18 protein-coding genes, 1 other RNA gene and 2 other annotated features (1 of these 21 cut by a window edge) are annotated in these 21,670 nt (G+C 36.5%); of the genes, 6 read left to right on the forward strand and 13 right to left on the reverse strand.

Translation table 11 applies throughout. The features are described 5' to 3' along the window. Nucleotides 1-190: a binding site (T-box leader), on the reverse strand; it reaches 24 nt to the left of the window's first position. A 36-nt stretch (nucleotides 191-226) separates the two neighbouring features. The 5 genes from recD2 to cymR all read right to left on the reverse strand — a co-directional run bounded on the left by recD2 (nucleotide 227) and on the right by cymR (nucleotide 6,109). Continuing rightward, entirely contained in the window at nucleotides 227-2,650 is a 2,424-nt protein-coding gene (gene recD2, locus MHI47_RS11870; protein WP_340830940.1) for an SF1B family DNA helicase RecD2, read from the reverse strand. 21 nt (nucleotides 2,651-2,671) lie between these two features. After that, entirely contained in the window at nucleotides 2,672-3,328 is a 657-nt protein-coding gene (locus MHI47_RS11875) for a tetratricopeptide repeat protein (protein WP_340830941.1), read from the reverse strand. Between the two features lie 14 nt (nucleotides 3,329-3,342). Then, nucleotides 3,343-4,455, reverse strand: a complete 1,113-nt coding sequence (gene mnmA, locus MHI47_RS11880; RefSeq protein WP_340762778.1) for a tRNA 2-thiouridine(34) synthase MnmA — start codon at nucleotides 4,453-4,455, stop codon at nucleotides 3,343-3,345. A 90-nt stretch (nucleotides 4,456-4,545) separates the two neighbouring features. Further along, nucleotides 4,546-5,676, reverse strand: a complete 1,131-nt coding sequence (locus MHI47_RS11885; protein ID WP_340830942.1) for a cysteine desulfurase family protein — start codon at nucleotides 5,674-5,676, stop codon at nucleotides 4,546-4,548. Between the two features lie 10 nt (nucleotides 5,677-5,686). Continuing rightward, complete coding sequence (gene cymR / locus MHI47_RS11890) at nucleotides 5,687-6,109, reverse strand: cysteine metabolism transcriptional regulator CymR (RefSeq protein ID WP_093537047.1); 423 nt, start codon at nucleotides 6,107-6,109, stop codon at nucleotides 5,687-5,689. 135 nt (nucleotides 6,110-6,244) lie between these two features. Between cymR and MHI47_RS11895 the strand changes: the two genes are divergently transcribed. After that, a complete protein-coding gene (locus tag MHI47_RS11895) occupies nucleotides 6,245-7,534 on the forward strand; it encodes a replication-associated recombination protein A (RefSeq protein WP_340830944.1) in 1,290 nt (429 codons plus the stop codon). 644 nt (nucleotides 7,535-8,178) lie between these two features. Here MHI47_RS11895 and MHI47_RS11900 read toward each other — a convergent pair. The 3 genes from MHI47_RS11900 to ssrS all read right to left on the reverse strand — a co-directional run bounded on the left by MHI47_RS11900 (nucleotide 8,179) and on the right by ssrS (nucleotide 9,469). Beyond that, nucleotides 8,179-8,373 carry a hypothetical protein gene (locus tag MHI47_RS11900; RefSeq protein WP_093537044.1) on the reverse strand — a complete coding sequence of 65 codons (195 nt, stop codon included), beginning with the start codon at nucleotides 8,371-8,373 and terminating at the stop codon, nucleotides 8,179-8,181. A gap of 60 nt (nucleotides 8,374-8,433) precedes the next feature. Then, entirely contained in the window at nucleotides 8,434-9,195 is a 762-nt protein-coding gene (locus MHI47_RS11905) for a tRNA threonylcarbamoyladenosine dehydratase (RefSeq protein WP_093537043.1), read from the reverse strand. An 89-nt stretch (nucleotides 9,196-9,284) separates the two neighbouring features. Next, a non-coding RNA gene (gene ssrS / locus MHI47_RS11910) (6S RNA) lies at nucleotides 9,285-9,469 on the reverse strand. A 190-nt stretch (nucleotides 9,470-9,659) separates the two neighbouring features. Between ssrS and MHI47_RS11915 the strand changes: the two genes are divergently transcribed. Next, on the forward strand, nucleotides 9,660-10,286 hold the full coding sequence (locus MHI47_RS11915) for a LysE family transporter (RefSeq protein WP_340769627.1): 627 nt from the start codon (nucleotides 9,660-9,662) through the stop codon (nucleotides 10,284-10,286). 75 nt (nucleotides 10,287-10,361) lie between these two features. Next, nucleotides 10,362-11,603 carry an MFS transporter gene (locus MHI47_RS11920; RefSeq protein WP_340830945.1) on the forward strand — a complete coding sequence of 414 codons (1,242 nt, stop codon included), beginning with the start codon at nucleotides 10,362-10,364 and terminating at the stop codon, nucleotides 11,601-11,603. Nucleotides 11,604-11,650: 47 nt separating this feature from the next. On the opposite strand, the gene MHI47_RS11925 is transcribed toward MHI47_RS11920, so the two are convergent. Continuing rightward, nucleotides 11,651-11,917 (reverse strand): YqhV family protein, encoded by a 267-nt coding sequence (locus tag MHI47_RS11925; RefSeq protein ID WP_340771425.1) that lies wholly within the window; start codon nucleotides 11,915-11,917, stop codon nucleotides 11,651-11,653. A 386-nt stretch (nucleotides 11,918-12,303) separates the two neighbouring features. Here MHI47_RS11925 and MHI47_RS11930 point away from each other — a divergent pair, with 386 nt between their 5' ends. After that, nucleotides 12,304-12,507 (forward strand): helix-turn-helix transcriptional regulator, encoded by a 204-nt coding sequence (locus MHI47_RS11930; protein ID WP_093537085.1) that lies wholly within the window; start codon nucleotides 12,304-12,306, stop codon nucleotides 12,505-12,507. Between the two features lies 1 nt (nucleotide 12,508). Continuing rightward, nucleotides 12,509-12,904, forward strand: a complete 396-nt coding sequence (locus MHI47_RS11935) for a hypothetical protein (protein WP_340762785.1) — start codon at nucleotides 12,509-12,511, stop codon at nucleotides 12,902-12,904. A gap of 749 nt (nucleotides 12,905-13,653) precedes the next feature. Here the strand turns inward: MHI47_RS11935 and aspS are convergent. Together aspS and hisS are read right to left on the reverse strand one after the other, a co-directional pair. Next, on the reverse strand, nucleotides 13,654-15,426 hold the full coding sequence (gene aspS, locus MHI47_RS11940) for an aspartate--tRNA ligase (RefSeq protein ID WP_340832050.1): 1,773 nt from the start codon (nucleotides 15,424-15,426) through the stop codon (nucleotides 13,654-13,656). After that, nucleotides 15,423-16,712, reverse strand: coding sequence for a histidine--tRNA ligase (gene hisS / locus MHI47_RS11945; protein WP_340830946.1), 1,290 nt, complete (start codon nucleotides 16,710-16,712; stop codon nucleotides 15,423-15,425). Before hisS ends, aspS begins: the two co-directional genes overlap by 4 nt. Before the next feature lie 55 nt (nucleotides 16,713-16,767). Further along, nucleotides 16,768-17,005 (reverse strand) — a binding site (T-box leader). 113 nt (nucleotides 17,006-17,118) lie between these two features. Between hisS and MHI47_RS11950 the strand changes: the two genes are divergently transcribed. Continuing rightward, complete coding sequence (locus MHI47_RS11950; protein WP_340830947.1) at nucleotides 17,119-18,660, forward strand: SH3 domain-containing protein; 1,542 nt, start codon at nucleotides 17,119-17,121, stop codon at nucleotides 18,658-18,660. 308 nt (nucleotides 18,661-18,968) lie between these two features. Here the strand turns inward: MHI47_RS11950 and dtd are convergent, their stop codons facing one another. Both dtd and MHI47_RS11960 read right to left on the reverse strand, forming a co-directional pair. Further along, nucleotides 18,969-19,406, reverse strand: a complete 438-nt coding sequence (dtd, locus tag MHI47_RS11955; RefSeq protein ID WP_093537036.1) for a D-aminoacyl-tRNA deacylase — start codon at nucleotides 19,404-19,406, stop codon at nucleotides 18,969-18,971. A gap of 15 nt (nucleotides 19,407-19,421) precedes the next feature. Beyond that, nucleotides 19,422-21,614 (reverse strand): RelA/SpoT family protein, encoded by a 2,193-nt coding sequence (locus MHI47_RS11960; protein ID WP_093537035.1) that lies wholly within the window; start codon nucleotides 21,612-21,614, stop codon nucleotides 19,422-19,424. Nucleotides 21,615-21,670: the final 56 nt, after the last annotated feature.

Here is a 21,670-nt window from a genome sequence, read left to right on the forward strand (position 1 = left end):
GCGGTACCACCCTAGTTACACAGTAGATAATTCTACTTATGTCTCTCAAGAAGCCTTAACGCGGCCATACGACAGGTTTTAACTGCACTCAGGAGTAGCTTTCCTATTTGTTAGGTCAGTGAATTCTTTCAGCCAAGGAATCCATTTCTAGTCAGATAACAATTAGTACTTTCTCCGTCAACATTTTACTATATGCAATTGATTATAAAAAACAAATGGGCTTGTGTCAATTGTCTGTGTCCATAAATTGATACGGAGTGACACCATTCATCCCTATTAGAGGGTCAACTACATGATAATTCTCTGCAGTTAAATAGGTCAAATCTGTTTGATTCGCTCTAGTTTCAGTATCACTTTTTAACTCTTTCTCTTCTGCGGGTTCTGCTTCTTCTGTATGCGTTAAACGATCTTTTAATGTAGTCAATCGCTGAAGATCATCCGTTCGCTCTACTCCAAACTTAAATACTTCGGGGTCCCCACAAAGAATGAGAAAGTTTTTAGCGCGCGTAATCCCTGTATACAGTAAATTTCGTCTTAACATTTTCATATAGCTTCTCGTGATAGGCATAATAACCGTTTGAAATTCACTACCTTGTGACTTATGAACGGAGCAGCAATAAGCAAGTGTCAGCTGATTTAAATCATTTTTTTCATAGGTTACTTCATTACCATCAAATGACACAATTAGCATCTCTTTTTTCTCGACTGTTTCTGCAGCTTTAAAAATACTAATAACTTCTCCCATATCGCCATTAAATACATGACTTTCTGGTTGATTGACGAGTTGAAGTACCTTATCCCCAATACGAAAAATAGTTTCCCCAAAAATCATTTCTTTTCGTTTTCCATCCGTATTTGGGTTGACCATTTCTTGAATCATTTTATTAAGCGCGTCAATACCAGCAGGACCTCTATACATAGGAGCTAATACTTGCATATCTCGAATGGAAAGTCCTTTGGATAATGCACTTTTCAGTACTTGCTCTACTACTTTTGGGATTTGCTCTGTAGAAGCCTTGATGAACGAACGATCCTTTGTTTTGTCTAATAAGGATGCGGGAACCGTTCCTTGTTTCATCTCATGAGCAAGTTCTATAATCGATGATCCTTCAGCCTGGCGATAAATATCCTTTAGCTCTACAGTAGGGATTCGTTTGGAGGCAAGTAAATCCTTTAATACCTGACCTGGTCCTACTGGCGGAAGTTGATCTTGGTCACCTACAAAAATAACTTGAGCATCTTTTGGAATTGCTTTTAAGAGCTGATGCCCTAACCATGTATCTAACATAGAAGTTTCATCAATAATAATTAGTTTGCCTTCGATTTCTTTTCCTTCCACATCCGAATCCTCTTGACCAGTAAAGCCTAATAGTCGGTGAATAGTCATGGCTGGCAAGTCTGTCGATTCACTTAGACGCTTGGCTGCTCTACCCGTAGGAGCGGCTAATACTACCGGAAATGGTTTCTTGTCTTTCAACCATTCTTTTGGATCCAGAGACAGTCCATGTAGTTCTGCATATAGTTCAACGATTCCTCGAACTACCGTAGTTTTACCCGTACCAGGACCTCCAGTAAGTAAGGTCATACTTGCATTTAATGCCGTTTCAATCGCATTGATCTGTGTTGGAGCATATTGGACACCTAGACGTTCTTCGATACCTCCAAGATGCTTTTTCATCTCTGCTAAAGGAAACTGATGATGTGTATCATTTTCGGCTAGTAGGGTTTCAATTTTGGATCCAATGCCAACTTCCGAATAATATAAAGACGGAATATAAAAACGATTCACTTCTCCGACAATCCTATTTTCTTCTGCAAGTTCAATGCAACATTTAGTAATTGCATCATAAGGAATTTCTTCATGTTGAGCATTTTCTAGTAGTTTTTTAACAGATTCCAATAATTGCTCCGCATAAAGAAATACATGACCTTCCCCTAAGGAAGCTGTTTGAAGCAAATGGTAGATTGCTGCTTTAATACGATCTGGATGGTTTCCTTTAATCCCTAATTTATAGCCGAGCTCATCTGCTCGAACAAAACCTACTCCCTCTACCTCTTCAATTAGACGGAATGGATTCTTCGTAAGCACAGCAAGTGTTTCTTCTCGATACGCTTGATATATTTTCATAGCAATCTGAGGACCAAATCCCCATTCATTGAGTTGAATCATTACTTTTTCCAAGCCTAAATTTTGTTCCAGAACTGCACGTAGCGTCACTTTTTTATCTTCTGAAAGGCGAGGCACTACATCTAAGGCCTGTGGGTCCTCTAATATTTTGTTAATGGCATTTGTGCCTAGCTTTTTCACAATTAGTTCAGCAGTTTTGCGTCCAATCCCTGTGAACATATCACTGGAAAGATAATGAATAATTCCTTGTTCTGTCGCTGGTACTTCTTTTTGGAATGTTTCCACTTGAAATTGCACGCCATATTTCGGATGATTTTTAATATAACCAATGAATTTGTATGGTTCTTCAAGTACTAACGGAGGGAAATAACCAGATACAATTACTTCTTTTTCTGTGTATGTAGTGTTAGTGGATTTTATTTTCAATTTGATGATAGAGAATAAGTTTTGAGGGTTATGAAAAATCGAAACGATAGGACGACCCGTAATAAATTGCTTTTCATTATTTATTTCGTTGGTCATACTACCGCCTCCAGAGTTTCATTAATTTCGTAGGGAAATCATGTCGTACACATAGCGTGCTTGATCATAATTGGGTTGTAAAGTAAAAGCTTCTTTTAAATGAGATAAAGCAGCTTCAGTGTCAGAAGTTGAAACTGCATATAATACACCCAGATTATAGTGAGCATCTGCGTTTTCGGCATCTAACTGCACTATTTCTTTAAAGACAGGTTCTGCTTGTTCGAACATCTCTAAACTAGCAAGGGCAATACCATAAGATAATTTAATTTGTATATCTTCAGGAGCTAGCTCCGAAGCTCTTTGTAAATATGGTAGCGAAAGCTTTGTTAGCCCTTCTTTTTCAAGACTTTTCCCAAGCATATAGTAGGCATCCGGTCCTTCAATTCCAGTCGCAATAGCTTTTTCATATAGCTTTGCAGCTTCCGTAAATCGCTCGGCATTGTAGTAAAGATTTGCAAGACTATAATAGGCTGTTGCTGCACCTTCATCTAAAGTAATTGCTTTTTGGAAAAACTTCTCTGCTCGTTCATCTTCATTCATAGACGATAAAAGATTTCCAAAGTTAATATAGCCAATTGCCTCATTTGGATTTTCTTCAATTGCTTTCGTAAAAAGCTCTACTGCTTTTTCATAATTTTCTTCTTGTATAGCTTGAATTCCTAATTCATTGTAATCCATAATATTACCTCCAGTTATCCGACATAATCCAGTTTAAGACCATCTTTGAATACTTCATCAATTGTAGCTCCACCTAGACATTCATCGCCTTGATAGAACACAACCGCTTGTCCTGGTGTTATTGCGCGAACTGGCTCATCAAATATAACGCTCACTCGGTTATTATCTATCAATTCTACAAACACACCTATATCCTCTTGACGATAACGGAATTTCGCAGTTGCTTTAAAAGATTGTGGCTTTTCTAATGTAGTCGTAAAAGATAAATCAGTTGCAGTTAGGCTAGTAGAAAACAATGCGTCATTGTTAATGTTTTGTCCAACTAACAGGACATTTCTGTCCAAATCTTTTCCAATTACAAACCAGGGATCACCCGAACCACCGATTCCAAGACCATGACGTTGTCCAATTGTGTAATACATTAAACCATCATGTTGTCCCATTACTTTCCCATCCATCGTTTCCATAGCACCTTGCTGAGCAGGAAGATATTGGCTCAAAAATTCTTTGAAATTTCTTTCCCCGATAAAACAAATACCAGTGGAATCTTTTTTAGTTGCAGTAGCAAGACCTTGCTCTAATGCGATTTCACGGACTTTTTTCTTTTCTAAGTGACCAATTGGGAACATCACTTTTTCTAATTGTTCTTGATTTAATTGATTTAAGAAATAAGTTTGATCTTTATTGTTGTCTCTTCCACGTAGCATACGAGTTTGTCCATCACGGACTTCGACTTGCGCATAGTGACCTGTTGCTAAATAATCTGCTCCTAGAGCTAATGCATGCTCCAAGAACGCTTTAAATTTAATTTCTTTATTACACATTACATCTGGGTTGGGAGTTCGACCTGCTTTATATTCTTCTAAGAAGTAAGTGAAAACTTTATCCCAATATTGTTTTTCAAAGTTTACTGCATAATAAGGAATACCTATTTGATTGCAAACTTTTATCACGTCTTCATAATCTTCGGTTGCTGTACACATCCCGAATTCGTCGGTATCATCCCAGTTTTTCATGAAAATGCCGATTACATCATAGCCTTGTTCTTTCAGTAAGTATGCTGCAACAGACGAGTCTACCCCGCCAGACATTCCAACTACTACTCGTGTATCTTCTATTTTTTTCATTGTATTCACTCATTTCGCTAAAATCTTTAACATCATGTAGTAATAGACAAACTCAAACTAAATGAAGTTAAACTTTTAGATGGGTTTGTTCTATAATACTATCTTGCTTATTTTGTTTGCCGCTTCCAACACTTGTTCTTCCGTATTATTCAATCCAAAGCTAAAACGAACCGAATTTCGTAACTCGGGTGTACTTTCCCCATACATCGCAACTAGTACATGGGATGGATCGATAGAACCTGCTGTACAAGCCGATCCACTTGAAGCATCAATACCAGCTAAATCTAATTGCACTAAAAAAGTTTCCACATCTGTATTAGGGATACTAATATTTAGCACATGAGGAAGCACTGATTCCTGAGAACCATTAACTTGAAAAGGAACTTTAAGTCTTTCCAATTCAGATAGAAAAACTTGTTTTAACCGATTATATTCTACGTTGCCATTTGTAAAAGTTGCTTGTTTCAATTGAACTGCCTTTGCAAATGCAACAATAGCCGGTACATTTTCGGTACCCGCCCGTTTTTTTCGTTCCTGCTGTCCTCCATAAAAAATAGGTTTTAACAAGATACCTTTTCTTTGATATAAGAAACCTATTCCTTTTGGTCCATTTATCTTATGGCTGGAAACACTCAATAAATCTATATGGGATGTAATCACGTCAATAGATAAACTACCATATGCTTGAACAGCATCTGTATGGAAATAGGCAGGATGATCTTTCAATAATTCACCAATTTCCACGATTGGTTGAATAACCCCTACCTCATTATTTGCATACATAACGGAAACTAAAATAGTATCTTCTCTTAGTGAATTTTTCAAGTCATTGATACTGATCAATCCATTTTTATCGACTGGAAGATAAGTTACTTCAAAACCATCTTTTTCAAGCTGCTCACAAGCGTGAAGAACCGCATGATGCTCAATTTGAGTTGTAATTATATGCTTACCTTCGTTTTTTCTAGCATAAGCAGTTCCAAAAACAGCGTAATTATCTGCTTCTGTGCCTCCACTAGTTATGGTAATTTCTGTTTCATGGGCTCCAATACTTTTAGCTAAAATTGTTCTTGCATCATCGACTTTTTTTCTGGCTTTTCTTCCAGTTTGATGAATACTAGATGGATTACCAAACACTTCTTTCATTTCAGCTGTATAGACTTCGATTACTTCCTCGGCCATTGGTGATGTGGCTGCATGATCCAAATATATTCTAGTCATTATAAACTCCTTATATATAAAACATATATCCAGGGTTCTCTGGATTTTCTTCCGTATATTTTGCTAAATCTTCTATTGTAGTTGTATCTAGCACATTTTTTACAGCGTCACGAATACGCATCCACAACTCACGCTGTGGTGGGGCTTCCTCTTCAATTCCCTCAACGATTTGAATTGGTCCTTCCAATACGCGAATAACATCTCCTGCAGTTATTTCACTAGGTGTTTTTGAAAGCATATAACCACCGTATGCCCCTCTTACACTCTTCACTATTCCTGCGTTTCTAAGAGGTGATACAATCTGCTCTAAATACGCTTCAGATAAATTATATTCAGCAGCAATTTGTCGAAGTGCAATCGGACCTTCTCCGTACTGCTTTCCTAGAGCTACTATAATTGTTAAACCGTATCTTCCTTTTGTTGAAAATTTCAATATAATTCACCTCATAAGATTAAAAAATTCTTTCCCTAGTATAGCATAATTACACACTATATCGACTTCAAAATGACTTTTTAGACAATCTTCTATATAATAAAAGAACAAACGTACGAAAAAGGAGAGATCATTTTGCAAAATGAACCTTTAGCATATCGGATGAGACCTCAAACTATTGATGAACTAGCTGGACAACAGCATGTTATTGGAGAAAACACAGCTTTATATAAAATGATAAAAAACGGACATGTTCCCTCTATGCTTTTATACGGCGATCCTGGAGTTGGCAAAACATCTCTTGCATTTGCTATTGCAGGTACGACAAAATTGCCCTTTGTTGCGTTGAATGCCACTAAAGCTGGAAAAAAAGACGTGGAAGATGTAGTGGCTGATGCACGTATAAGCGGAAAAGTTATTTTGTTCTTAGACGAAATTCATCGTTTTAACAAGTTACAACAGGATACATTGCTTCCCCACGTGGAAAATGGATCGATTATTTTAATCGGTGCAACAACAGAAAATCCCTATCATGATGTAAACCCAGCGATCAGATCACGTTGTGGAGAGATCAAACAACTCAAAAGACTAACAACCGATGATATAGATTTACTTTTAGTGAGAGCTTTGGAAGATAACATAAAAGGACTTGGTCAACAGAACATTCAAATAACAGAGCAACAAAGAAAACTAATAGCCGATTCAGCAAACGGAGATGCCAGAAAAGCTTTAACTCTTTTAGAATCTACTATTTTTGCAAGTTTTGAAGAAAATGGTGTAACCATTGTGGAGGATTCCACATTGAAAAGTCTTGTGGATCGTGTAGGAGTTTTTGGGGACAAAAAAGGTTCTCATTTTTACAACCTACTATCAGCTTTACAGAAATCTGTCCGTGGTAGTGATACTGATGCGGCTCTATACTACTTAGCCCATCTATTGGAAAATGGTGATTTAGTAGCTGTATCCAGACGTTTACTCGTGATGAGTTATGAAGACATCGGCCTAGCTAATCCATCAGTAGGACCACAAGTATTAGCCGCTATTCAATCCGCTGAACGTTTAGGGTTACCAGAAGCAAGAATACCATTAGCTAACGCAATAGTACTCATGTGTCTGTCGGAGAAATCCAATTCTGCATATTCTGCTTTAGATGCGGCAATAGCAAGCATTCATCAGGGGAAAACAGGTGATATTCCAAGTCATTTGAAAGATACACATTATGCAGGAGCTGCAGATTTAGGACATGGTGGATATATTTATCCGCATGATTATAAAATCGGGACGTTTGGAGGCTGGGTCAATCAGACCTATTTGCCAGACAATTTAGTAGGAAGTTCTTTCTATAAACCGATCGAGGCTGGTGAAGAAAAACGATTGGCTGCTATTTACAAAAGATTAGAGAATTTTAAATTAGAAAAAAAATGAGATAATCGGGCATAAAGGCGCCCAGTCCTTAAAAAATATAAGCGTAGATAGTCCATTGATTGGAGCGAAGAGCGGACGCTTTCCGTGGGCACGGCTTCAGCCGCTTCCCTCGCTCCGCTCAGTCCAGGGTCTTCAGCTCGCGCTGTTCCCACTGGAGTCGCCACACTGCGCTTCAATCAATTAGATCCACTCAATCTGATCGGATAATTGGATATAAAACCGCCTAAATATATATGTTTCATCTTAAAATAAGTAAGGCTGAAAGGGACTCATATCAAAGGAAATCCATTTTCTTCATTCTACGTTACGGAATAATAGCCCAATACTACGCAGACTGTTTAATCCCTAGATTAACTTTTGACTACTCTTTTTATCCAAACGATAAGCTATGCTCTATCTTGTTGTTGAGTACTACCTACATAATTGATTGAAGTGAAAGGTGGCGACTTCTGCGGGATGAGTGAGACAGATGAGATATCACAGCGACGCGCTAGCGACGGTGATAGCTCATCGCTCACCCCGCGAAACGCGCCCACCTGTAACGGAAATCACAGCATTCCCAATCTTTTAAGTCCAATTTTATATTCTTTCTTAATCTCTAAAAAATCCAGTCCCCTTAAGAAAGGGACTGGATTTTTTATGGATTAAACACCCATTTTGCGTCTTGTATTACTTACCTTTTTAGTTTGTTGGCTTTTCATTTTCTGATTTCCTGTAGAACCGTTAAGGGAAGTTTTACCACCTGCAGCTTGATTCTTTTTGTCTTCAAGTTTTTGCTTTACAGCTTCTTGAAGGGTCATTTTCTTTTTAGGTGTTTCTTGGTTATTAGTTTCAGTCATCGTATTTCCCTCCTTTATATATACATTAAGTATAAGTCATCAGGAAAAAACTTCAAGCAATTACTGTACGCGTGTAATATGAATATCTTTTGTAATGTCATTTATAACCCAGCTTGCACATATTAAACCTACTGTAGAAGGAACAAATGCATTGGAAGACGGTGGCATTTTTGCTTTTCTAATAGTTGCTTCTGGCTTACCAACCGTTTCTACTACGTCTTCTCTCACAACAATAGGACTCTCATCCGAAAACACAACTGGTATACCTTTTGTAATGCGGTCTTCTTTGCGTAACTTGGTACGTATCACTTTTGCAATAGGGTCTGTATGAGTTTTAGAAATATCGACAATTTTAAAACGAGTAGGATCTGTTTTGTTAGCAGCACCCATACTTGAAATAATTTTGATATTACGTTTTAAACATTCTTTCATTAAATGAATTTTATAAATAATTGTATCTGACGCATCAATAACATAATCTATATTCATCGCAAAAAATTGTTCAAATGTTTCCTCCGTATAAAACATATGCATATCGATTACTTCACATTCTGGATTAATGTCAGCAATACGTTCTTTCATCACTTCAGATTTTGATCGACCTATTGTCGATATGTAAGCTACTAATTGCCGGTTAATATTAGTAATGTCTACATTATCTTTATCTACTAAAATAATACGACCAACACCACTTCTGGCGCATGCTTCTGCCGCGAAGGATCCAACTCCCCCTACACCTAAGATGGCTACTGTTGTATCTTTCAGTAATTCCACACCTTGCTTCCCTACCGCAAGTTCATTTCTAGAAAATTGATGTAACATAAAAAACACTCCATATAAATCAGATTAGTAGGATTAAATCCCAAGAAAAAACCTCCAGCAGATGCGCCAGAGGATATTGAAAAAATGATACGAATCCCAATTGTGCCGACAAATAGAGCGTATCGTTTTGAACCCGCAAGATGCAGGTGGGTGTCCTCTTTATTAATCTTGGCGTCCCGATTAAGGGCATGTCATTCATAATAAAAGTTAGACTCCCAACGATAAAATTGTTCGGTCAAAACTGATTGGCAAATTGCGAACACATCAGGATTCGTGTTATTTAGATAATAGCATATGAATTATAAAACTTCAATCATTTTATCACCCTCTTTTCGGACTATTCTGAATAATAGGTAAATAGAATTATTAGTCTATCTTCTTCTCAAATTAAATTTTGCACCTTCAGTCGTAAGGTTAGTCCATCTCGAATATGATGCTTCATATAACAAAAATGGAGGACATGAATGAATTCCTTAAGTACATATTTCTTATTAGGGATATCCCTGGCAGCACCAATAGGACCTGTTAAAGCTACACTCTTAAATACTGGTATCAAAAACGGCTTTTTTCATGCATGGTTTTTTGGAATTGGTGCCATCGTAACCGACATAATTTATATGTTCATGGTTTATTTTGGTGTAGGTCAATTTATTGATTCCCCGTATATGCGAATATTTTTATGGAGCTTTGGTTTTTTTGTACTTATGTACACGGGCATCGAAAATTTGCTAACTATAAATAATATTTCTATGGATCCAAAATTCCGTAAAATTGTTCGTTTACGTCACTCACTACTGGCAGGAATACTAATGGCTTTTTTAAATCCGTTGACTATTTTATTTTGGTTAGGTATTTATGGATCTATTTTAGTTAGTGGCGGTGGTGAAATTTCTGGAATCGAAACGATTATAATTAGTATTGCTATTTTACTTGGTATCGCGCTAGTCGATTTCTTGATGGCCTTCTTTTCAAGTAGTTCACGAAACCTACTTTCCACTTCAGTATTAAAAGCTGTTTCATTCATTTCTTCTTTGTGTATGATAGGCTTCGGTATCTATTTTGGAATCCAAGCATTTCATGCACTATTTTAAAAAACTTTTGACGTATATTGTAACACGCAAAGGAAATCATACCTTAAAGATTATTAGTTGAGGTGTGGTGTGCAAATGATAAAGAATAACAATCAAACTGACAATGTAAGTATATGGTGTGTTATCAGTATGGCCTCTATTCCACTCGTCATGACTCTGGGAAATTCTATGCTCATACCGATTTTGCCTGTTTTAGAAAAGAAAGTAGGTATCAGTTCTTTTCAGTCAAGCATGATTATTACTAGTTATTCCATTGCAGCTATTTTTCTTATACCTGTAGCAGGTTATCTTTCCGATCGTTTTGGAAGAAAAATTGTCATCTTACCTAGCCTTATACTAGCTTTAATCGGGGGTCTTATCGCTGGTTTTGCTTCTTGGAAAATAGATGACCCGTTTTTTTGGATTATTATTGGAAGAATTCTTCAAGGTATAGGTGCGGCTGGTGCAATGCCAATCGTATTGCCACTCGTCGGAGATTTATATAAAGATGATGATGAAAAAACCAGTTCCTGTCTCGGCCTTATTGAAACCTCTAATACTTTCGGCAAAGTTTTAAGCCCAATTCTGGGATCTGTTTTAGCAGCAGTATTATGGTTTTTACCTTTCTTCTCCATTTCGGTCTTTAGTTTAATTTCTATTGTCATGATATTTTTCTTTGTAAAAGTACCAAAGGAAAAAGATGAGCCAGTAAAGTTTAAAGACTTTCTAAGTAATACTAAAAAGACATTCAAGAAGGAAAGTAAATGGCTTTTTACTGTATTTATAAATGGTGCTTTTGTTATGCTTCTATTATTCGCCGTTTTGTTTTTCTTATCCGAAATGCTTGAAAAAACGCATGATATAAAAGGAATAAAAAAAGGTTTTGTAATAGCTATTCCACTTCTGATGCTTTGTATTGCATCATATATAACTGGCAGGAACATCAAGGGTAATGTTTCTACTATGAAAAAAATGACAATGATTTGTTTAGTGGTTATGTCAATAAGTGTAGCATTTATAGGATTTACTAAAGACAAACTAATTCTATTATTGATCGTTACGAGTATAATGGGTATTGCGATCGGCGCTTTGCTACCAGTGTTAGATGCACTCATAACGGAAAATATAAAAAAAGAAGAGCGTGGTACCATCTCTTCCTTCTATAGCTCAGCAAGATTCATCGGAGTTGCAGCTGGTCCACCAATCATGTCACTAGTTATGAAAAATTATCTCAATATTAGTTATATTATTGCTGGCGTAATAGGAATTGTTCTTTTTTTTATAGCGCTGAAAATGATAAAAGTAGATGAAATTGAAGGACAAAATCATAAGGCATAAATATAATGGACTGGGAAGCATTAAGCTAACCAGTCCATTATTTAAGTTCAATTGGATTTTAAACTATAAAGAATGAGTAATATTCCCGCAAATAAGCAGACCATTCTAGTTAAGGAAATTTTTTCAGATAAGCCTGTTAAACCAATTCCAGTTGTTACGATTAAAACGATCGGTCCTACTAAAGCTAGTAAGGAGTTAATATAAAATGCTTTTTCTAAATCATTAAATTTAATCATAAGCATTGCTGCAGATAACTCAATGCTCCCAGAAAGTAACCTAAGTATAATAATAAATAATAACGCCTTCTCAATAATCAGTTCTTCTACTCCTCTTTACTAAAAGAATATGTACTATTGAGATTATATGTATACTGCTTAAATATTATATATATCAACTAAAATATATTCACAAGAAAATCCCAAGCCGCATTAATTTTAAACTTTTCCAGATCTATGATCACCCTCTCTTTTCTCGATAACCTAATGGTGTTTGGCTGTGCATCACTAGACCACAACTTTTAGATGCAGGTTTTAAATGCTCTGTTAAAGGAAAAGTGATTACTTAGACGAACGAGGCAATTTAGTTACATAATGAAAAGTTGGAAACATCGATGTAAAGATATCTTTACATCGATGTTTTTTTATTTTATACTAAAGGTAAAGATATCTTTACATTATTCCAGAGAGGAAGTTAGTTGGATTTGAAAGTAAAAAACAGAATTAAAGAGATACGTCTAGCAAAAGGGATTAGCCAAATTCAAATGGCAGAAGATTTACAAATTACTAGACAAACGATAAACGCGGTAGAGAATCATAAGTATAATCCAAGCTTGGAGCTGGCACTCAAGTTGATAAAATATTTTGATATAACCTTAGATGAAATATTTACTTTAGAGGAGGAATAACATGAAAAAATTGCAAATCATCATAGTCTGTACACTGATTTTTTCAATGAGTATCGGTTTTTACTTGGGTAGTTTGATGGTCCCAGATTTACCTGTTGGAACGATGAGTGCAGGGATTATTGGTTCGGTTGTAGGTGTAGGTATTGTTCTTGGAACGATCAAATTTCGTGAAAGCCGAAAGAAACATAACATACCTGATATTGATGAAAGAACATGGATAAATATTAAAAATTTCTATGCAATATCATTGTATATAGTTCTATTTGGAAGCATGTTAATTGTTTGTTTACTAATTGCTCTTGGAACAGAAACAATTGAATTGGGTGCTTTAAGTATATATTTATTAATCCTATTTTTTTTATTAGTCATTGGAACACTAGTTGTTAGAAGACAATAAATGAGACAAGACCTATACTATGCAGTTTGAGTTTGCTATAGTAAAGAAAATTTGATTTGTGTTGGTTGTGAGTAGAACTGATCTAGTAACTATATTAACGGGTGCCTTACTTCACAAAGGAGTACGCCTTTTTTTCTTATAGAAGTAACGAGCATTTTAGTAATAACAAGAAATGGGTGTTAAACATGAAAATAAAAACTTTGCCATTAAAAGTGGGACTCTTACTCTTGAGTATCTTTCAAGTCTATACAATTTTGACTAGATGGGGCGAGGACATCCAACAAATATTTTTTGCCAGCATGATTTTGGTAGGGTGTATATTATTGCTGATGACAGACAGGTTTTAAAAAGAGACAATCGAAATAACCATATAAAATAAAAGAATTTTTTTGAATGTATTTAAAGTCAACGTTAACGTTAAGTAAATTACTAAAATACAATTAGATGTAAATAGACTTAAAGAATTTAATTTTCCCAATGAAAAAGGTGAGTATTAAATCGAAGTAAATCTCATTTCAAGTATTGGGACGGCTCAATATGTTGGAAGTATTCTAGTAGACTAATGGGGTTTCAACAATTGAAGTAATTTTAAAAGGGTGCTTAGTTAAAAGAGACAAGTAAAAATGAACTTGGAAATAGATTTTCCAGTTCATTTTTTTATGAACATCTTTAAACATTCCTAAATTTTAACATAGCCAAGATAAAAAAGGATTCCTCATGACTAGTGTCACGAGAAATCCTTTTGAAATTTACTTATTTTTTAATTTTAAGCTCAAGCTTAACTCATCTAACTGAGCCGTTGCTACTGCGCTAGGTGCTGATGTTAACAAATCACTTGCACTTGCTGTTTTCGGGAATGCAATTGTATCACGTAGATTTGTACTACCAGAAAGAAGCATTACCAATCTATCTAATCCAAATGCAACTCCGCCGTGTGGAGGTGTTCCATATTCGAAAGCATCCATTAGGAAGCCAAATTGAGCTCTAGCTTCTTCTTCTGAAAATCCAAGTATTTCGAACATTTTTTCTTGAACTTCTCTCGAATAAATACGTAGAGAACCTCCACCCAATTCATAACCATTTAACACTAAGTCATAAGCTTGCGCACGTACCTTACTTGGATCTGTATCCATTAATGCAAGGTCTTCATCAAAAGGTCTTGTGAAAGGATGATGTGCTGCATAGTAACGACCTTCTTTTTCGTCATATTCAAATAATGGCCAGTTCACAACCCATAAGAATTCATAGCGTGACTCATCGATTAAATCAAGTTCTTTTCCGAGTTTTAAACGTAAAGCTCCTAATGCATCTGCCACCACAGATGTTTGGTCTGCGACAAATACTAATAAATCTCCAGTTGTTGCCTCTAATGCTTGGATAAGGCTCGTTGCTGCTTCTCCTTCGAAAAACTTAGCAATAGGACCTTTCAATCCTTCTTCGTCCACTTTTAACCAAGCAAGTCCTTTGGCGCCGTAAACACCAACAAATTCTCCAAGAGCATCTATATCTTTACGAGAATAATTTGCTGCAGCACCTTTAACATTTATCGCTTTTACTTGTCCTCCTGTTTCCACTGCGGATGAGAACACTTTGAACGAACTATCTTTCACTATTTCCGAAAGATCTACTAGTTCTAGACCAAAACGAACATCGGGTTTGTCTGATCCAAAGCGATTCATCGCCTCATCATAGTTCATCCGGTTGAACGGGATAGTAACATCAACGTTTTTAACGTCCTTCATAATTTTTTTCATCATACGTTCGTTCATTTCCAATATTTCATCCATTGATAGGAAACTCATCTCCATATCTATTTGTGTGAATTCTGGTTGACGATCCGCACGTAAATCCTCATCACGGAAACAGCGAGCAATTTGATAGTATTTTTCAAATCCACCAACCATTAATAGCTGTTTAAATAGCTGTGGTGATTGAGGAAGTGCGTAAAATTCTCCATCATGGACACGACTTGGCACTAAATAGTCGCGTGCTCCTTCAGGGGTAGATTTAGTTAAAATTGGTGTTTCTACTTCTAAAAATCCTTCTTCGTCTAAGAAGCGTCTTACTGTTTTAGTAATATCTGAGCGCATTTTGAATGTATCATACATTACTGGTCTTCTTAAGTCTAAGTAGCGATATTTTAAACGGATATCTTCACCGACGTCCGTTTGGTTCTCTATCGCAAAAGGAGGGTTTTTTGATTCATTAATGATGCGAGCTTCCGTTGCATGTACTTCAATTGCCCCGGAAGAAATATTTTTGTTTACTTGATTGGCTGCTCTAGCAACTACTGCACCTGTAATTTCTACGATAAATTCATTACGCAATTTATCTGCAATTTGAATAGCTGATTCGGAAATCTCAGGATTGAAGACCACTTGCACTAGCCCTGTACGATCACGTAGATCCACAAATATTAATCCACCTAAATCTCTTCGTTTTTGTACCCATCCGATTAGTTGGACTGTTTCACCGATTTGTTGTTCGTTTAATTGTCCACTTGTATGTGTTCTTTTCATTATTCCTCTGCCTCCAACTGTGTTGAACTAGTTTTGATTTGATCTATTAATGAACTCAAAGGAACTAAGTTTTGAGTGCCAGTTGCCAGATCCTTTAACATAACACTTTCTTTTTCTAATTCATCATCACCAATTACAATTACATATTTTGCTCCTAAGCGATCAGCAGACTTCATTTGTGTTTTCATTTTACGGTCTAAATAATCCATCTCAGCTGTGATTTTTTGCTGTCTTAGCTGATAAGTCAATTCGACTGCTTTTTTCTTAGCAGCTTCCCCTAATCCAATCACATATACGTCTAGAGTCGATTGTTCAGACCACTCATTGTTTTCTGCCTCAATAGCTAATAACAGTCTCTCAATACTCATAGCAAATCCGATGCCAGGAGCATTTGGTCCACCTAACTCTTCTACAAGTCCGTTGTATCTTCCGCCACCTGCTAGTGTAGTGATTGCCCCAAATCCTTCGGCCGCGCTCATAATTTCAAATGCCGTGTGGTTATAATAATCCAAACCACGTACCAAGTTAGGATCTATTTCAAATGGGATATTTAAGATTGATAAGTATTCCTTCACTTTATCGAAGTAAGCAGCAGATTCTTCATTTAGAAAATCTGCCAAAGAAGGGGCTGTTTCCATTAACGGATGATTTCGATCTACTTTACAATCCAATATTCGAAGTGGATTTTTTTGTAATCTATTTTGACAATCTGAACAAAACTCTGCTATATGTGGCTCGAAGTGACTAACTAGTGCAGTTTTATGTGACACTCTGCTATCTGTATCTCCAAGTGAATTAATCACTAACTTAAGCTTTTTTAAACCTGCATTTTGGTAGACAGACATTGCCAATGAAATAACTTCCGCATCAATTGCTGGATCTGCACTTCCTATTGCTTCTATTCCAAACTGTACAAATTGGCGATATCTTCCTGCCTGTTGTCGTTCATAACGGAACATTGGTCCCATATAGTAAAGTTTCACTGGCTGATCTGCGTAACCAAACATTTTATGTTCTACAAATGCTCTTACCGCAGACGCTGTGCCTTCTGGTCGCAATGTAAGTGATCGATTCCCTCTGTCTTGGAATGTATACATTTCTTTTTGAACGATATCCGTTGTATCTCCAACACTTCTAGTAAATAATTCAGTATGTTCAAAAACAGGGGTTCTAATCTCTTTATACTGATACATTTTACATTGCTCTCTAATTAGTTCTTCAACTGCTTGCCACTTGCCTGTTTCTGATGGCAAGATGTCTTGTGTTCCTCTTGGTACTTTAATATCCATGGTAACTGCCCCTTTCAATAACATATAAAAAAGCCCTCATCCCCTGCTAAAAATAGCAAGGGACGAGAGCTTATATAAGCTTCCGCGGTTCCACCCTAGTTGGTCAAAAATATTGACCCTCTCAATTCTGGATAACGACCAGTTCCGTTTCTGCCTACTAAAGAAAAATCTCTTTCGACAAAAATCCTCTCGAATGTTGTTCACTGAATGCGTATGTAGGAAAGATTTCAGCCACGTCTTTCCTTCTCTTGTCATCCGTTTTAGACAGCTACTTTTTCGGTCATCGGTTTGTTTTAGTTTTTGATTATACTTTATCTTAATGACGTACGACAAATAAGTCAACCCTTTTGAAGAAAAGGTAGAATTTTTAGCTAAGACTATTTACAATGGGTATAGAGGTGATCCAATGAACACTAAAATAATACATAGAATAACTGTTATTTTTTTATCTACATTACTACTTCTACCATACGTACAAGCTGATGCACAGGAGAACGAAGTGACTGTTAATGTCGCATCTTTAAAAGTACGAACAGGTCCAGGTCTTACATATGACACGATTGGTGCTGTTACAAAAAACGACAAGTTAGACATAGTAGGTAAAGAAAATGATTGGCTTCAAATTAATTTTGGAGGCACTACTGGATGGGTTGCTAGTTGGTACACAACGAAAGAATCGCTTAAATTAAGTAATAAGCAGATTGTGTCTAAAGTAAATCAATTGAATGTCCGTACCGAACCTACTACTTCTTCTGCAGTTATTGGTCAATTAAAAGAAGGTGATACTTCAACTGCACATCGATCTCAAGAGGATTGGGTAGAAATAGACTATCAGGGTCAAAAAGGCTGGGTCAATCAATCCTATATTACTGTTACGGAGCAAACGATAAAAGAAGATACGCCCTTGCCTTCTGGCAAAAACATATTTGAGGTTTCAGTCAATACCTTAAACGTTCGTTCAAAGGCAGATTTAACATCAAAAACAATTGGCCAGGTTAATAAAGGAGACCAATTTGCAGTTATTAACTCTGATCATAACTGGGTGCAAGTAGAACTGAAAAATGGCGATAAAGGTTGGTTGTATAGTTTTTATGGGACTTTCTCTAGTTCAGCAACAACTGGAAACGAGAAAGAAAATGGCACTATTACTATTCTCTATAACGGGACAAACCTTCGTTCTGATAGTACTACTAGTAGTGAGGTAGTCACTAGGGCCGATGCTGGCACGACATTTCCAGTAGCTGAAAAAACCAATGATTGGTATAAAGTTATGGTAGGTGATCAAACTGCGTATGTTGCAAGCTGGGTAGTTTCAGCGTCATCCACCACATCTAATGTGAAGAAGGATCCCGAAAACAAAGTCAAAACGGATAAAAAGAAAGCTGATCGTAAAAAAGGTACATTAAAAGGTCTGACTATTGTAGTCGATGCTGGCCATGGCGGGAATGACCGCGGGACAACCGGGGCACTTGGAACGGATGAAAAAGATATTACGTTGATGACTTCAGAGTTATTATCATCCAAATTACAAGCAGCCGGCGCTAATGTAATTTTAACAAGGGAATCAGACGAATATGTAGATCTTCGAAAACGAGTATCAATTGGTCATCAAGTAGATGCAGATGCATTTATTAGCTTACACTATGATGCTATCGATAATAGTTCCATTAGGGGCTTCACGACCTATTATATGCATAGTTATCAGAAAGAATTGGCTACGTATGTCCATAATGGACTTGGTAATATGATTTCCTTAAAGGATAGAGGGACCCAGCCGGGTGACTATTTAGTATTACGTGAAAACAAGCAAAAAGCTATATTAATAGAATTAGGTTATTTGAGTAACGCTTCTGAAGAACGGAATGTCACTACACAAAACTATAGAGAACAAGCGACACACGGCATTTATAATGGCATCATTAACTACTTTAATGCTCAGTTGGATTAACTCTTAGGTCATAAACTGTTTCTATCGTTTTAGATGAGCTTTGGACAGACGTTTTGCTATATGATTACCGAGTGATTTTAAAGTGCTATTGGTTGTGACGTTCTTTTGCCACAACCAATAGCACTTTTGTTCTGTAATCAGTTGAGCTATCACAACGACAAGTTAGTGACGGCGATAGCTGCTCACCCCAGGAAAGCGTCAACCTTTAACCAGTAATCACAATGTTATTCAATATATACTTTCTAATTCTTAAAAAAAGTTGTACAAATTACTCCTAGTTAGAGTAATTTATACAACTTTTTTGTTTTTTAAGCTTCTAACATAATCGTTACTGGACCATCATTCGTAAACGTGACGTCCATCATTGCGCCAAATACGCCCGTTTCTACTTTTAGCCCTTTTGCTAGTAGTTTGTTATTGAAAAGTTCCCATAATGGTTTTGCCATTTCAGGTCGAGCTGCATCGGTAAAGCTTGGTCTTCTGCCTTTTCTTGTGTCCGCATATAAAGTGAACTGGGAAACTGACAAAATACTTCCTTGTACTTGTTCTATAGAGTGATTCATTTTACCTTCGGCATCCTCAAATAAACGGAGACCTACCACTTTCTCCACTAAATAATTTATTTCTTTTTCAGTGTCTGTTGTAGTAATACCAACTAACAATAAATAACCGTTTTCTATCTTTCCAGTAACTTGTCCATCTACAGTCACACTTGCATTTTTGCAACGCTGCAACAATACCTTCATGAAAATAAACTCCCTTTAATTAATAATTCTTTGCACCGAATATATATCAGGCAATTGTTTTATACGATCGGCTACCCTATTTAAGTGGGCCGTATTGGAAATTAGGATGGTTAAATGAATAATTGCAATATCATTTTCTGATTTACCGTTCACTGCTGCAATATTCGTTTTAGATTCATTTACCACTTGTAATACCTCATTCAACAAGCCTGAGCGGTCGTATGCCGACACTTCTATGTCCACTTGATACTCTTTTTTCATTGGAGAGTCAGATTTTACCCATTCTACTTCAATGATACGGGAAACTGTGTCATCGTTGTGTACATTTGGACAATCCGCACGATGGACCGAAACCCCACGACCTTTCGTGATAAATCCGACGATATCATCACCTGGAACTGGGCTACAGCATCTGGATAAGCGAATGAGCATATTCTCAATTCCCTTAACAATCACACCTGATTCTGTTGTTTTGTTAACCGTTGGTGTTTGCATTTCAGTTGTTATTTTCTCTAAAGCTTCTTCTTGATCACGAATTTTCCGCATTTTTTCTGCTAGACGATTCACCACTTGCTGTGCAGTAATACCATTAAAGCCAACAGCTGCATATAAATCTTCTTCGCCAGCAAATGCGTATTTATCACATACACGCTTTATGTTTTCAGCTGTTAGTACTTCTTTTAGATCAAATTCTTGTGATTTAATCTCTTTCTCTACTTGTTCTTTTCCTTTAATAACATTCTCATCACGCAATTGTTTCTTAAAGAACTGCTTGATCTTATTTTTCGCTTGCGATGATTGAGCAATTTTAATCCAGTCTCTACTTGGACCGAAAGACTGTTTGGAAGTTAGAACTTCGATGATATCGCCTGTTTTTAGTTTCGTGTCTAGTGGCACCATTTTACCATTCACTTTTGCACCAATAGTTTTGTTTCCAACTTCTGAATGCACTCGATAAGCAAAATCTATTGGAACCGAACTAGCCGGAAGCTCTACTACGTCCCCTTTTGGTGTGAAAACATAGACCATATCAGAGAATAGGTCAAACTTTAAAGATTCCATAAATTCTTCTGCATTCGAAGATTCATGTTGATATTCTAAAATTTCTCTAAACCATGTTAATTGTGAATCAATTGTCTTTTTATCAGCTTCTACTTTTTTACCTTCTTTATAAGCCCAGTGAGCAGCCACACCGAATTCTGCAATATTATGCATTTCTTCTGTGCGGATTTGAACTTCTAAAGGCTCTCCGTTCGGGCCAATGACAGTCGTATGTAATGATTGATATAAATTTTGTTTAGGCATAGCAATATAGTCTTTAAAACGACCAGGCATTGGTTTCCACAGCGTATGAATAACTCCTAGAACAGCATAACAATCTTTAATACTATCTACGATAATACGCATAGCAAGTAAATCATATATTTCATTGAATTGTTTATTTTGAACGACCATTTTCCGATAAATACTATAAATATGCTTTGGACGACCAGAAATATCAGCTTCCACTTCCATTTCAGCTAACTGTTTACTAATATCTTCCATGACATTACTTAAATAGGATTCCCGCTCCGTACGTTTTTTCTTCATAAAATTAACAATACGATAATATTGTTGAGGATTTAAATACCGTAAAGAAGTATCTTCTAGCTCCCATTTCACAGCGGAAATTCCCAATCTGTGCGCTAAAGGTGCAAAAATTTCTAAAGTTTCGTTGGAGATTCTACGTTGTTTTTCTTCTGGGAGATGTTTCAAAGTACGCATATTATGTAAACGATCCGCAAGCTTAATAAGAATAATACGAATGTCCTGTGCCATCGCTATGAACATTTTTCGATGATTTTCAGCTTGTTGTTCTTCTTTAGACATGTACTTAATCTTACCTAATTTAGTAACGCCCTCTACTAACAAAGCGACTTCTTCGTTAAATTGCTCCACAATATCATCACGTGTATATTCTGTATCTTCTACGACATCATGTAAAAAACCAGCAGCAACGGTTTCTGGATCCATTTGAAGATCAGCAAGAATACCAGCTACTTGAATAGGATGCAGAATATATGGTTCACCCGAATTTCGGAATTGTTCTCTATGGGCATGCTCTGCTAATTCGTATGCTTTCTTTACAAAGTTCACATGCTCTTCATTCATATAAGTAAAGAGTGTTTCAAACACATCTTCTGCTGTCTTCACTTGATCTTTTGCCATGCCAATTCACCTGATTTCGTTTTATATTTCTAAAATAGTTTATAAGCTATATTGTA

This window comes from Psychrobacillus sp. FSL H8-0487, assembly GCF_038008385.1.
GTDB lineage: Bacteria > Bacillota > Bacilli > Bacillales_A > Planococcaceae > Psychrobacillus > Psychrobacillus psychrotolerans.